The organism is Kitasatospora sp. NPDC087861, from assembly GCF_044742585.1.
Lineage (GTDB): Bacteria > Actinomycetota > Actinomycetes > Streptomycetales > Streptomycetaceae > Kitasatospora.
Map to the genome: position 1 here is coordinate 25,726 of NZ_JBIUUS010000023.1, position 13,039 is coordinate 38,764.

At 68.6% G+C, this 13,039-nt stretch carries 9 protein-coding genes, 2 pseudogenes and 1 CRISPR repeat array; of the genes and pseudogenes, 5 read left to right on the forward strand and 6 right to left on the reverse strand.

Going from position 1 to position 13,039, the window contains the following annotated elements; all coding sequences use genetic code 11:
* Positions 1–215: 215 nt before the first annotated feature.
* Together cas3 and ACIOJE_RS28765 are read right to left on the reverse strand one after the other, a co-directional pair.
* Positions 216–3,041: a CRISPR-associated helicase Cas3' gene (gene cas3, locus ACIOJE_RS28760; RefSeq protein WP_400780013.1), complete on the reverse strand. Its 2,826-nt coding sequence runs from the start codon at positions 3,039–3,041 to the stop codon at positions 216–218.
* A gap of 511 nt (positions 3,042–3,552) precedes the next feature.
* Positions 3,553–3,886: a CRISPR direct-repeat array (repeat unit 29 nt; unit sequence CTCCTCCCCGCACCCGCGGGGGTCAGCCG).
* Between the two features lie 921 nt (positions 3,887–4,807).
* A pseudogene (locus ACIOJE_RS28765) lies at positions 4,808–5,124 on the reverse strand (short-chain dehydrogenase); the annotation flags it as partial.
* A 6-nt stretch (positions 5,125–5,130) separates the two neighbouring features.
* Between ACIOJE_RS28765 and ACIOJE_RS28770 the strand changes: the two are divergent.
* The 3 genes and pseudogenes from ACIOJE_RS28770 to ACIOJE_RS28780 form a co-directional block, all read left to right on the forward strand.
* Positions 5,131–5,296: pseudogene (locus tag ACIOJE_RS28770) on the forward strand (transcriptional regulator); the annotation flags it as partial.
* A gap of 1,059 nt (positions 5,297–6,355) precedes the next feature.
* Positions 6,356–6,688 (forward strand): hypothetical protein, encoded by a 333-nt coding sequence (locus ACIOJE_RS28775; protein WP_400780015.1) that lies wholly within the window; start codon positions 6,356–6,358, stop codon positions 6,686–6,688.
* A gap of 96 nt (positions 6,689–6,784) precedes the next feature.
* A complete protein-coding gene (locus tag ACIOJE_RS28780) occupies positions 6,785–7,306 on the forward strand; it encodes a transposase (RefSeq protein WP_400780018.1) in 522 nt (173 codons plus the stop codon).
* Positions 7,307–7,639: 333 nt separating this feature from the next.
* Here ACIOJE_RS28780 and ACIOJE_RS28785 read toward each other — a convergent pair whose 3' ends face one another.
* The gene (locus tag ACIOJE_RS28785; protein ID WP_400780020.1) at positions 7,640–7,780 is read right to left on the reverse strand and encodes a KOW motif-containing protein; all 141 of its coding nucleotides are present in this window, start codon (positions 7,778–7,780) and stop codon (positions 7,640–7,642) included.
* Between the two features lie 346 nt (positions 7,781–8,126).
* Here ACIOJE_RS28785 and ACIOJE_RS28790 point away from each other — a divergent pair, with 346 nt between their 5' ends.
* On the forward strand, positions 8,127–8,282 hold the full coding sequence (locus ACIOJE_RS28790) for a hypothetical protein (RefSeq protein ID WP_400780022.1): 156 nt from the start codon (positions 8,127–8,129) through the stop codon (positions 8,280–8,282).
* A 319-nt stretch (positions 8,283–8,601) separates the two neighbouring features.
* Here ACIOJE_RS28790 and ACIOJE_RS28795 read toward each other — a convergent pair whose 3' ends face one another.
* The 3 genes from ACIOJE_RS28795 to ACIOJE_RS28805 form a co-directional block, all read right to left on the reverse strand.
* Complete coding sequence (locus ACIOJE_RS28795) at positions 8,602–9,834, reverse strand: hypothetical protein (protein WP_400780024.1); 1,233 nt, start codon at positions 9,832–9,834, stop codon at positions 8,602–8,604.
* 120 nt (positions 9,835–9,954) lie between these two features.
* Positions 9,955–10,206, reverse strand: coding sequence for a hypothetical protein (locus ACIOJE_RS28800; RefSeq protein ID WP_400780026.1), 252 nt, complete (start codon positions 10,204–10,206; stop codon positions 9,955–9,957).
* 914 nt (positions 10,207–11,120) lie between these two features.
* Positions 11,121–11,741: a DUF6939 family protein gene (locus ACIOJE_RS28805; protein ID WP_400780028.1), complete on the reverse strand. Its 621-nt coding sequence runs from the start codon at positions 11,739–11,741 to the stop codon at positions 11,121–11,123.
* 725 nt (positions 11,742–12,466) lie between these two features.
* Here ACIOJE_RS28805 and ACIOJE_RS28810 point away from each other — a divergent pair.
* Positions 12,467–12,961, forward strand: a complete 495-nt coding sequence (locus ACIOJE_RS28810) for a hypothetical protein (protein ID WP_400780030.1) — start codon at positions 12,467–12,469, stop codon at positions 12,959–12,961.
* Positions 12,962–13,039: the final 78 nt, after the last annotated feature.

A 13,039-nucleotide genomic window follows, 5' to 3' on the forward strand; every position in this document is an offset into this window, starting at 1 on the left:
GCGGCCTCCGGCGAGGCGAGTGCGGGTGATCACAGGGTGGGTAGGCTCTGCGCGGTCCCCGCGAACGAGCGGGGGTGAGCCGTGCGGTGCCTAGGAAACGGCCGCGTTGGCGGTCCTGTCCCCGCGCAAGCGGGGGTCACGCTGGTCCCGGACGGGCGACAACCCTGTCCGGGACTGGCACAGCCAACGTAGTTCCAAGTGCGGTGCCTAGGAGGTCAGTTCTCGGAAATTCCCACGTTCGAGTACACGAGCTGCCGCTCCCCCAGCAGGCCCGTCCACCGATCGCCGTCACAGTGCATGCGCAGCAGCGCCAGGTCGGCGAGCAGAGGCCGGCCGCTCCAGGCCTTCGGCACGGCGTTCTCGTCGGTACGGCCGGCAAGCCAGCGGCCGGGCAGCGGCACGGTGTGTCGCATGATCAGCGCGATGTCCTCCCGGTTCGCTGCGGCCGTGGGCAGCGGCACGTCATGGTCGGGAGCGAGGCTCCACCCGTCCTCCCGTTCGAAGACGCACACGGCACGACCGCTGTCCGCCCCGAGGCGGGTGGTCAGCAGATCGTCCGAAACGGCGAAGCTGCGCTCGCTGAGCAGGGACAGGTCGTCAACCACGTCGTATGGTGCCGGGATCCGGGTGATCTCGGCCATCTGTTCCTCGGCCGCCGCCGAGGCGATACGCTCGGCGTCCATTCGCTCGAGCTCCGCCGAGGCGGCCTTTTCCAGTTCGGCTCCGAAGTCGTCCGCGTAGACCTCGTCCACGAGTCGCTGGACGTCTCCCGGGACCTCGACCGCGCCGCCGGACTGCTTCTCGAGCAGCAGGCTGGAACGGCGCAGCAGGGAGGCATCGTAGACGGTGCCCCAGGTACGGGGCGCGGCCACGCGGCCCTTGTCGTCGAGCGGTTCCAGCACGATCAGGCGCGGCTCGGCCGGCTTGCCGGTCCATGCCGGACGGTTGGGGCGCTCGTGGCGCTTGCCGCGGCCGGCTCGCTGGAGGAGCTGCGCGAGCGGGGCGAGGTCCGAGACGATCAGGTCGAAGTCCAGGTCGAGAGACTGCTCGACGATCTGAGTGGCCACCAGGATCGACCCCTCGCGCGGTACGCCCGCCGCCGCGTCGTTCGCGGGCTTCCCGTAGGCGGCCTCGCACTCGGCGGTGATGCGCTGCCGCTCGTGGGCGGGGAAGCGGGAGTGGAGCAGCCGCAGGCCGCCCTCGCGCGCGGCGAGTTCGGGCAGGACGGACTGCAGGTAGCGGTAGGTGCGCTGGGCCTCGTCCACGGTGGTGCAGCAGACCAGGACGCAGCCGCCTTCGGTAGTGACGGGCGCGAGGATCTCCCGCAAAGCTTCACGGCGCCCCTGCCGTCCGGGTTTCTTCGCGGCGTCCTGGTCCCGGACATCCCAGTACACCTGGCGGGTCTCCACGCGCAGGGTTCGAGCCCGGCTGCTGCCGACCTCACGCGGCTCGGACACCGCTCCGCTGCCCGCGTCCACAAAGAGCCAGCCCGGGTAGCAGGGCTCCACGGTGGTGGGCTCGCGGAAGCCTGCACCGCGCCGGTACGCGTCGACCAGCGACGAGGCCGCCTTGCCGGTCAGGGTCGCCGACAGCAGCACGACCGGGGCACCGAACGCCCCGAGCCACTCCAGCATCCGCACCAGCAGACTGTGCATCCACGGGCCGTAGGCATGCGCCTCGTCCACCACCAACACCTTGTTCGAGAGACCGAACAACCTCAGGAATCCGTACCGGACCGGGAGCACACCGGTGAGCGCCTGGTCGATGGTGCCGTTGGCGAGCGGCGCGAGCAGTCCCCGCCGCCCGGTGCGCAACCACTGACCGGCCTCGGTGTCCGCGAGCACGGCCGTCCCGTCCGTCGCCCCCTCGCCGGGGGCGTAGTCCGGGCTCAACCAGGCCATGCTGTGCAGCAGGGTGAGCGCGCGGTCGCCCTCGATGTTCTGCTCAGCGAACCTGCGGACCCGCGTGAACATCGCGTCCGCCGTGGCCATCGTCGGCAACGCGAAGTAGACCCCGGAGGCGCCCGACGCCCTTGCCATCGCGGACGCCGCGTGCAGGGCGGTCTCGGTCTTGCCGTCCCCGGTCGGGGCGGTGACCAGCAGCAGTCCGGGCCCTTTCACCACTGCGGACAGGTGCTCCACGACGTCGGCCTGCAGCTTGTTCGGGGGGAACGGAAACTGCTGGGAGAACCGCTTGTCCGGAAATGCCGCACGTCCGAGACCGGCCTCGCGGACCCACCTCGGTGTGGCCTTGGCCGCCGCCTCGAAGTGCTCGGCTAGCTCGGCGTCGCCGGCCTTCCAGCCCTCTGCGGGCATCCGCGGCTCGATGACGTCGACCTGGCTGGCCAGCCAGTCGGCCACTACGACGAGCCCCGCAACGACCACGGCCAGCTCACCGGGCAGCACCCACTCCAGCGGCTTCTCGGCCCCGACCGTCCGACGAACCGCGTGCGCGTGAGCGAGCCGCTGGTCCCGCCACCCTCCGGCAGTGCCGAGACCGGGCTGGTAGCCGGACGGGTTGTTGATCTCCTTCACCTGCAGCGTGGGGGCGAAGCACCCGTGGTGCCCGCCGAGCAGCTGGGCGATCTGGTGGGCCGGCGACTTCTTGACCGGCTTGCGGAGCGGGTAGCCGCACTGCTTGAAGAACTCGACCAGCCCCCAGTGCGTCGCCGTCTCGTGCCTGAGGTAGCCACTGCGCTTCGCCGCCGGGTTGTCCTCCGCGTACGCTGGGTCCCCCACTACCTTCGCGAACTCCTCGGCGACCTGTTGCTGGAAGTGCAACGAGATCTTCCCGATGTCGTGCAGCCCGGCCCACAGCATCACCGTCTCCCGGGCCTCGAACTCGGTGACGCCCATGGCCCCTGCGATCCGCTCCCGCACGCGCTCGCTCAGGACCGCGTCCCACAGGGAGCCCGCTACGGCGGCGGTGTCCAGGAGGTGGCAGATCACGGGGTACGGACCGGGCAGGCCTGCACTCTTGCCCCACAGGCGGGAGTCTGGATCGGCAGGCCCGAAGTCGCCAATGGACTTGCTCTCATTCATGCCTGAAGATCTATCAGCTACCACTGCCAATCTGCGCGGTCATCTCCTCAGGATCGACGGCATGCAAGGACTTTGCGGGTAGGCCCCTCGACGCATCACCCGAGGCCACGGTCATCTGATGGCATGCACGGGCAGTTCGTGTAACAATTCCGACACCCTCAGCCAGGCTCAACTACCCCGTAAGTTGGACTGTTTGGCTGCCGCAAGACCTGGTAGAGCACCGGGAACCTCTACGATCAAGTCGACCTCACACCGTCATGGGTCCACCGCCACGGATCACACGGATACGAGCTCAACGAATGCCCGCCCCCCTGCACAGCAACGGGCGCCCCGTGCGGGCCCAGTCGACCTCCCCGGCGCTACCAAATCCGGGTGCCTGATGGCCCATGGCATCATGTGAGCGCACCGAGCAGCGCGTCGACAAGCCATTAGGCACCTACATGGTCAAGAAATTGCAAAGCCGCCGCCGCGCCGCAGGTCACGAAGCCAGTGAGGACGCTCCTCTGGTGATCTCCTCCCCGCACCCGCGGGGGTCAGCCGATCATCCCAGACGTCGTACTGGACGGGGGTACCTCCTCCCCGCACCCGCGGGGGTCAGCCGCCTTGGTGCTTGATGAACTCCAGGATGGTCTTCTCCTCCCCGCACCCGCGGGGATCAGCCGTTCGGCAAGGTCTCCCACCCGCAGGTCCGTGTCTCCTCCCCGCACCCGCGGGGGTCAGCCGCTCGAAACCCGTAAGGTCCGGTCCCGGCTGTGCTCCTCCCCGCACCCGCGGGGGTCAGCCGCTGGTGACGACTGCGGCGCCGCCGCTTCCCAGCTCCTCCCCGCACCCGCGGGGGTCAGCCGTGAATGAGTGTCCGCCTCGACCCGGCCGCCGGCTCCCGGCCCTGGGGCCGACTGGGGGCACTGGTGAACGTGTTCACCCCGAAGGCACGGGTCTGCGGCCGAACCCCACTGCTTGTTCCGACCCTGGATCTACCGGGCAGCCTCGGCCCGTTGCCCGGCGACAACACGGTCCGTCTCGATGCCGAGTACGGCCCGGACGAGACCCACACGGAATCCAGCAAAATCGAACATCCATCCCGAGTCAGCGCACACGCATACGACATCCCACAACGGAAGTCCGAGATAGATATTTGACTATTCACGACTAGATGACAATGGCCAGGAAAACGAAACAGTGAACCCTCACTCCCCGACGCAAGCTAGGATCCATAGTCCCTCCCCGCACCCGCGGGGGTCAGCCGTTATACAGTCCCAAATAGGGCGATTTTCACCCCAGTCTTCCCCGCACCTGCGGGGGTCAACCTGATGGCGCGGTACACATCACTCCACCCTTCGGTGCGACATGCTCACCACCCGCGGCGCCCCCACGCCCCTGGGGCGCGCCCTTCATAGCGCGCGCCGCACTCTCCATCTTCACCATCCGTTGACCAGCCCCTGGCGTCTTTCCGCACTACCGAGGCACAGATCAGACAAAGTTATACAGTGCGGAGGCTGCAACAACGGCGCACTTCTCCGCTTCCGCTGGACGTCACCAAATCCAGGCAAGAAGAAGTGAGATATGAAAAAACTCAGGCGCTTGCTCAAGAAGGTCGGAAAGATGCGGTCGTTGTTGGTCCTGGTTCGTCTGCTCCAGATTGCTGCCGCCCTGACAGGAATCGCCAGTCACCTGCGGTAATCTCAGCAGGCCTCCCGAAAATCCGAATCGACGCGTTCGTCGCGGCGGTTGCCGATAGTCCGCCGCAGCCCATGACTGATCGCCAGTCACCCAGGCACAGGCGCCCCGTCCCAGGAGAAGAAGCCACTGATGGGGCCGTCGTCGGGCGCCAGTGCCAGGCAGAGGACGCCCTGCGCGGCCTCCCCCGGGTCGCCGCCGACAGCGACGGCCCGGGGGTTGAGATTGGTGGCCCGCAGGCCGAGGGCAAGCGAGTTGACCTTGGAGCCGTCGGCGGCCAGCGTCCCGGCGTAGAGGACGGTGAGGGCATTGAGGCGGCCTTAGACGAGCAGTAGGTGGCGGCGCCACCGCTGCCGGGGGTGAATTGGGGGTTGGGATTGGTGCTCCAAGTCAGCGGCGCAATGCCGGCGGGAACCTGCTGACCCAGACACTGTTCGGCGGCGACCTCGCACGCGGGACGCGACGAACCTGGCCCGGCGCCGCTTCCTGGGCAAGGGCGAAACCACGCGAGCTCCGGCACCGAGAAGTTCGGGCACATCGTGGTGGCGCGACTGCGCCGCTCCGCCGACCGCTACCCGTGGTCCACGGTCGTGGTGCGGTGCCAGGGAGCGTGGACCGGATGCGTCTGCCAGAGCTGCCGGAACCCCTCGCTGCCCCGGCGTGCAGTTCGCCCAGCAGGGCGGTCAGCCTCGGGTCGTGCGTTCGCTCCCCCGCATGCAGATGCCGTCCCTCCCGCGCGGAGGACCTCAGCGCCATCCTGGTTGAGACGCGGGGCCGGACCAACCCAGCGCTCCTCTACGAAATGGAGCGCTTCCTGGCAGCGAGGTCGGACGCCAGGACGAAGCGAACAAGGAATCACCAGCTTCATCTCTAATGATCGTTTACACATGTCTTTTATGTTCAACGAATTGAGCGTGTCTCATCGTTCGGCGGAAAAACTCACGTTCACTCAAGGCATCAGCTTCCATCGGGCCCTGCGGTCACCGAAGGCTTCCCTCCGCCCGTCCGATCCGTACACCGAGCGGGTCGGACTCAGGGAGAACCCGCCACCGGCCTCGACCCAGCCCATGGCGAGGTCGCTGGTGCAGGGCCAACGGATCCGTTCCGGTACTGGACGGATCCGACGAGCTGCTCCCGGTGGCCCGCGCGGGTGCCGTGAAAGCGCTGAACGAGCGTTCGGGGCCCGAGACCCGCTGGTTCTGACGTCCAGACCGAAGATGTACCAGGATGCCGTCGATTCGGCGCCGTTCCTGCGGGGTGTTCCGGTCCTGCGCGCCTGCCCGGTGTGTCTGGAGGAAGGAAGGGCCTCTACCTGTCCCGGATGTGCCATCAGGATCACGTCGGTTCCTGACAGTCGGTTATTCACGCCCGAGCTGGTTGACGCGGTGATAGCCGAGCACAGCCGGGCCGAGCGGAGGCGGCGAATACTGCCCGCTCGGCTGGTTCTCTAGTTCGTGTTCGCGCTCTGCCTGTTCTCCCGGGAGTCATACGAGGAGGTCATACACCTGCTCTCGGTGGGCCTGCCGGGTAGCACGGCATTGAGCGGGTGAACAAGTTCTCGCTATACCGGGCCGGGGCCAGGCTCGGCCCGGAGCTGCTGGAGACTCGTCCGGAAGTTCACGGGCCCCCTCGCCGACGTGGGCACCCCCGGCGTCTTCTGGCGGGGCCTGCGGCTGCCGGCCGTCGACGGCACGCAGATCGACGTACCGGACAGCTTCAGCAACGGCAGCACCTTCGACGGCCAGCTGCTACAGGGCCGCACGCTCACCGGCTTCCCGCAGGTCCGCACGGTGGTCCTGGCCGAGATCGGGACCCACTCGCTGGTGGACGCCGAAATGGGCGACTGGCGCGACGGCGAGAACCGTCTCACGCTGCCACTGGCCCGCCGGTCGGGCCGACCACCTGGTTATCGCCGACCGAAGGTTCTGGAGCGCGGCCTTCTACCGGAACTTCGCCAGCCAGAGCGCTGACCTGCTGGCTCGGCTGGCGCGAACGAAGCTCGCATGTTCCAGGAGGAGCTCCCGGACGGCAGCTACCTCAGCCTGATGCGGCCGAAGACATAGAACATGCTCCGGGCCAAGAAGGTCGGCCGCCCATTCCCCGCCCGGATCGTGTTCCGGGTGATCCCATTCGCCGTCGATGGCGAACCGTCGTGGCTGGCCACCACCCTGCTCGGCCACGAAAAGTACCCGGCCGCAAAGCTGGTGGGCCTCTATCGGCAGCGACGGGAGATCGAGATGGCCTTCGACGAGATCAAGAACCACCTCGGCGCCTCCGGACTGCTGAGGTCCCGCACCGCCAGCGGCGTCCGCCAGGAGCTCTGGCCACTCCTGGCGGTCCATCACGCCCTGCGGGTGATGAACACCGCCGCGATGACCGGCCCCGCGGTCGATCCGGACCGCGTCTCCTACCTGACCACCGTCCGGGTGATCCGCCGCGCCGTGGTCGTTCAGACCGCCGCCACCCTTGCCGGCCTCCAAGAGGCGATGGCCAGCGTCTGCGAGGAACTCCGCCGCCGACTGCTGCCCAGGCGACGCCGAAGGACGCAGCCACGCATGATCAAGAAACCGACCAGCCGTTCCCCGTGAGCGGATCAGAGCTGGCAGCACCACGGGGGAGCTCGGGTTCTGGTGCAGACCGAAGAAGGATACGGGACCGTCCGTTCCGCTGCCCTAGCCCGAGCCGGGCGCCGACCGTGACAGCCCGGTCGGGGGTGCACCTCACCACGCCGATCGCGGAAGTCCCGCTGCCGCCGGCCCCGGGCCTTGACGGCCCTTCCCGCGCTCCTCCACCCCTCGTGCCGTTTCCTGTGGCTGTGACCGACCACTTTGACTTGGTGGATTTGACCGAGAGTCAGGCACTCCTCACAACATCCGACAGGGGTATATCGATAGTGCACGAATCGCTGAGGATGTCCACGGTCAGCGACACGCGCCCCTGCCGGAGTCGATGGCTATCACGGATCCCGTGAAGTCTGCGAACGGACCGCCCGTGACCCTTACCGCATCACCAACCTGGGTATCCGCCTCGTGCGACGTGACCTCTCCTCTCGGGTGGTTCATTCGCTGGCCGCTGCTGGCGGAGCGAACTTACCGTCGGGCCGACCCGTCGCGTGGCGTGGGGTACCACCGATCCCGTTGCCACCTACTCGTCACCCGCGCCAGGGCTGTTTCCATCCCGTCGCTCGGCGAGCGCGCGCCAGCACCGACAGGCAGTCCAAGCCTGTGATCTTCTGCTGGTCTCACCGATGTCCTCGGAAGCGGGTATCCAGGCCGGCTGACATCAGACCTTGGTGCCCCTGCTGGATCGGCTGCGGTGGGACGAGGTGGCAGTGGTCCGGGTGCACAGGATCCGACCCGCAATGCCAAGGCCGACTCCCCCAGCCTGAACGTCTCATACTGCCTGGCGATGAAGCCGAAGCCTGGCCGGACGGCGCCCGCATTCCTGACCGACCGAGACGACTGGGTCCGGGTCTGGGATCTGGGCCCCACCGAGGTGGTGCCGCTCCACCCGGAGGTTGCGCTGTTCCGGTTCACCGCCGATCGCTGGCGCCATGACGTCTGAGACCTGAGGCTGTCCAGCGTCAGAGGTGCACCGGCCCCGCCAGCGGAGCCGAACACGGTTTGAGGTACCGGATGTCCGCCCTGATCATCCGCACGGTGCTCTTCGGCCTCACGGATCACGCTGCCTCCCTGCCCGGCTACGCATCGCGATTTTCCGCGGAAAATCCTGCGGTATCCGACGGGGCTCGGGCCGAGGCGCTGTGCTGGCGTCTCGGTTCACGCGCCCACTCCTGTGCAGGCCGAACACGTCGCGGCCGCACCCGGGCACAAGGAATTTTCCGCGGAAAATCCAAAGATCATGAGTACCGCCCAAGATGCGCTCACTGTCGGCCGCCGCGCGCCGCCCGACGGCGATGGCGTCGGAGAGCTGTCCGGCCTGGCGCGAGGAGACCGCCAGGTTGATCCGTGCGATGACCGTGTCCATGGTCGGCCCCGAGGCGCTGCTCGGCGGTTGACGTGAACTCGGCCCAGTGGTGTACGGCCACCCGGTTCAGACCTGCCTCGATGAGGCTGCGTCCGCTGCGGAACGGGACCGAGGGAGCGCCGTCCCGCCGATCCCAGAACCGGTCCCCGGCGCAGCCGTTGAGCGTGGTGGTGTTGGCGCGTAATACGGCGGCAAGGTCCCGGTCGGTGTGGTCCTCAGCCGGCCATGCCGCGGTGAGGGCGTCGGGCCACGACCTGCACGGTGCGGGTGAACTCGGGGCAGTGAGGGTGTCCCGGACGGCGTGCTGCACGAGCTGGTGAATGCGGACGCTCTCGAGGGGGCTGTCGGCAAGGTGGTCGATGAGGCTGAGACGGTGGAGGGCTCTCAGGGCGAGCCGCGTGTGCTCCGCGCCGACCGGGCGCTGGGTACCGGGCGCGCACTCCGGCGTCGGGGTCCGGTCGGCCGAGAGGTGGGCGAGGACGGGAGGGCTGTTGAGGACGGCTTCGGGGATGCCACTGGGCGAGAGGAAGACGGCGAGCCTGAGCACGGGGCGGGCCAGGCCAGGAGGGTGGAGGGAGTCGGCGCGTTCGATGGACAGGTCCCAGGCGGCGGCGACGGTGTGGGGCTGGTCGTCCGGCAGTCGGTCGGGGGCGGCCTCGGCGTGCGTACGGGCGCGGTCCGCGAGCAGGGCGCGGTAGGTGCTGCAGGGCAGGCCGGTGTCGATGAGGTAGGCCGCGGCTTGGGAGAGCGCGAGCGGGAGGTGACCGAGGTCGTCGGCGAGGGCGGCGAGTTCGGTGTCGGTTTCCTGTCGGTCGGCGGCGGCGAGGGCACCGGTGAGGTAGGACTGGGAGTCGGCCGGGGTGAATACTCCGACCGGAACGATTCGGCGGCCCATGGTGATGGCCGTGTCGCGGCGCCGGCTGGTGACCAGGGTCCGCCCCTGTGGGCTGGCGGGCGGCCACAGCCCGGTGAGGTCGGCCGGATCGGCCACGTCCAGGACGATGAGCCAGCGGCAGGACGGCCGCCGCCCCGGTTCGAGCCAGGCCAGAAACTGCCGTGCCGCCTGCTCGGCATCGGACGTGCCGGTGCCGAGGAACTCGGCGGCCGCCGCCGCGAAACCGGCCACCACCTCCGTGGTGGTGGCCGCAGTGATCCAGACGAGGACGTCCAGCTCGCCGCCGTGCCAGCGGGTTCAGGCGTAGTGGGCGGCGAGCTGGGTCTTGCCGACCCCGCCCAGGCCCACCACCACTCAGGCCGCCGGTGCGACCACAACCGTGTTCCCGCCCTGGTCGAGTGCGCGCACCAGGCGTTCCGACTCGCCGCGGACCTGGAAGCAGGTGGCCTGCGGCGGGATCCGCCCCACCAGGTGCGGCCACGTGGCTGCCGTCCGTACGACGTGCTGGTACACGGTGTAGAGGCTGGCGGCCTGGTACACGTCACCGTGGACGGTGCTGTTGATGATGCGGTTCGAGACGCCCTGTACCGTCTGCTCGTCGTCCACGCGCTCGCTCCCCCACCGATCGTGTCCAACTGCGTTCAGTATCGCGCGAAGGGAACCTGGCCGGTACTGACGGTGGAACATCGAATCCGTCCGGTGCGGATGGGCTCGTTCGGCACCTGAAGGGAGGCGCGGGCATGCTTGATCGAACCTGCCGCAGCTCGCCGAGGGCCTGCAGGAAATTTTCCGCAGAAAATCCGGAGCCGTCGGGGGAGCGGACTTCCCTGGGTACTCGGCGCCGTCGCCGCCGTGGCCGTCATCATGACCATTCGGCAGGATCCTCACGCGGTGCTTCTTCAGGAGCTTCGACAAACCTCCTGGAGGCCGCAGGCCCGCGCGGCCGGACACTCCTCGTCCCCGGCGCCTGCGGCACGCTGGCCGAGGCGCTGAAGTCCAGGTGCGCAGGATCTGTCCCCGCAAAGTCAGGGCCGACTCCCCCGGCCTGAACATCTCGTACTGCCGTGCCCGCCTTCCTGACCGACCGAGACAACTGGGTCCGGATCCGGAACCTGGGCCCACCGAGGCGAGGACGGAGACCGTAGGCCGTGCTCCGAGGACGGGCAGCCGGTTGTCCGGGGCACTCTCCTGAGCTGTCGCTCAGTGGCCGGACGAATCGGCACTGGCTCTGCTCGGCCCACGGGATTTTCCGCGGAAAATTCGAGACGGCAGGGAGTCAGGCTCCCCGAACCTGGGAGTGCCGGGCAATCAGTGTCGTCGGCTCCCATCGCCCAGTGCGGTCAGCCATCGCGCCCGACTCGGCGAGGTGAGGCCGACCGGGGAGGACCGCGGCCCCAGCCTCAGCTGCCATAAGCCCTTCCAGAATTTTCCGCGGAAAATCAGCGGGTCAACATGTTCCTGACCACGGCTGCGAGCCCACGGCACCCACCGCCCACCCGACGCTTCCGTCGCCGGACCACTCATGGCATTCGACCGGTGATCCCGCTGGAAGCCTCAGCATCGTCTTCACTGGGCCAGCGCCCTTCGATGTGCAACTGGATGAGCGCGGCGTGGGAGAGCGGGCTGGCGGGATCGTTGACGTCCCCGTTGGTGGTGTAGTCCAGGAGCACGACGTTCTCCTCGTTCCTGATCAGCTCGACCAGATCGGCGACGCGGTGCTCGAGGATCCACCGATAGGCCGGCAGGTAGATCCGGCGCCGAGCCGCTTCATAGGGCAGCAGCCGATCGCCGAGCAGACCGGCTCGGTGGCCGCGGACGGTGCCGTATCGGCGCACCGTCCGCTTCAGCCCTTTCATCGTGGTGACCGCGAGCTTCGCGGGGTCGACGTCGGAGTCGTGGAAGACCTTGAGGGATTGCCAGATCCCCTCCACCGACTGGCTGGTCACTCCGTCGCTGTAGGGGACCGGGATGCCGCCGTGCGGATAGAACGGGCTCAACCGCACCCACGGGTCCGGCGCCTTGGAGGTCACGTCGATGATCTCCGCGCCGGGGAACGCGGCGGTCAGTGACGCCACCGAACGGCGACGGCTGGCAATACGGATCGACACCTGGAGGCCCCCTGGCTTGATGACATCAGCCACCGAGCATCCCCGATGCCACTGACATCCCGCCCTGCCCATGGGAGCGGGCACCGCCGACCAGCACTCGGCGCGCGTGTTCCTGTGGCCGTCGACGCCAGTCTTCGTCGACTTCGAGAACTCGAGCGGCTTCATCACCATCGAGGCGCACGCAGAGTGCGCCCGCTACCTCGACGCCGCGCCCCCTGGACATCGAGGGGAGGCCGGAGCACCTGGCGTACCTCTCGGTGCCGGTCGGGGTCCGCCGGGGGAGTGACCGCGGTCCGCGCGGAGAATTTTCTGCGGAAAATCCGGGGCCCGTCGGAGAAGGGGTCTACGGCCGGGGCGCTGTCCTACGGAGTCACCGGCGGGGGGAGCGGACAGGGTCTGGGCGCATACGCGGCTGGGCTGCGTCGAGGTGACCCGGTTGTCCCGTGCCACCGGACCGCAGCTGAGGTCCGCCTCGACGACCCTGCCGGCGACTTCGTGCCCCCTGTCCCCGGAAGACGCGACCCGCAACCGGCACCTCGTCGCCCCGAGATGAACCACCGCGGTTACCCTGCTTCGCTGACACTCTGACCGGAATGGTCGGCCGGGTACTGCGGCCATCCGTTTGCGGCACTCCATGCCACGGGTTGCAGGGTTCTGAGCCCTCGATGCCGAGCGGGGCACAGGACGAAGGGAGCTGATGCCGCGGGTGGCAGGTTGTCGACGAGACCGGGCGGGCGCGTTGGGACTACACGCCGTTCGTGAACGTGGGGCCGCTGCGCTTCGGCATGAGCCACCAGCAGACGGTCGCCGCCATGGAAGCCCGGGGGGTCACCAGCCCCACGCTCCAGGCCGAGCCACGGCACGGCGTCCTGACCCAGCGGGCCGACTTCCGTGCGTCGACCGCGCCCGCATGGCTGCCAGCTGTCACGCTCTCCTACCGGGAGCCCGGCATTCTGGCCTGCGTGGCCGTCGACGCCCTGCAGGGTCCGCAGGTGTGGCTGGACACCCTCCGGCTGGTCGGGCAGGTGCCGTCCGAGCTCGCTGAGCGGGTCTTCGACTACGTGGCCGAGCACGGCATGAGTCCTGCGGTGTCCACCGAAGGCGACGCGGTGTCGGACGAACCCGGCTTCATGCTGCGCGCGCAGCGGGCGGGGGACGTCCTCCTGACTCGCGCGTTCCTCGTCGCGCCGTTCGACGACTGGGCCGGCACGATGCACGACTGCCTCCCAAGCGGCGAGTGGAGCGTCCGCTGACGGTCTGAGACGTGACCGGGCCCGATTTCAGCTGGACCTGAAGCGTGATCCTTGGGAATACCTGATTCCTCCGGACGC

Coding starts and splice junctions, on each gene's coding strand:
- cas3 (WP_400780013.1), bottom strand. CDS start 3,041: ATGAATGAGAGCAAGTCCATTGGCGACTTCGGGCCTGCCGATCCAGAC.
- ACIOJE_RS28780 (WP_400780018.1), top strand. CDS start 6,785: ATGCTCCGGGCCAAGAAGGTCGGCCGCCCATTCCCCGCCCGGATCGTG.
- ACIOJE_RS28790 (WP_400780022.1), top strand. CDS start 8,127: ATGAAGCCGAAGCCTGGCCGGACGGCGCCCGCATTCCTGACCGACCGA.
- ACIOJE_RS28785 (WP_400780020.1), bottom strand. CDS start 7,780: ATGAACCACCCGAGAGGAGAGGTCACGTCGCACGAGGCGGATACCCAG.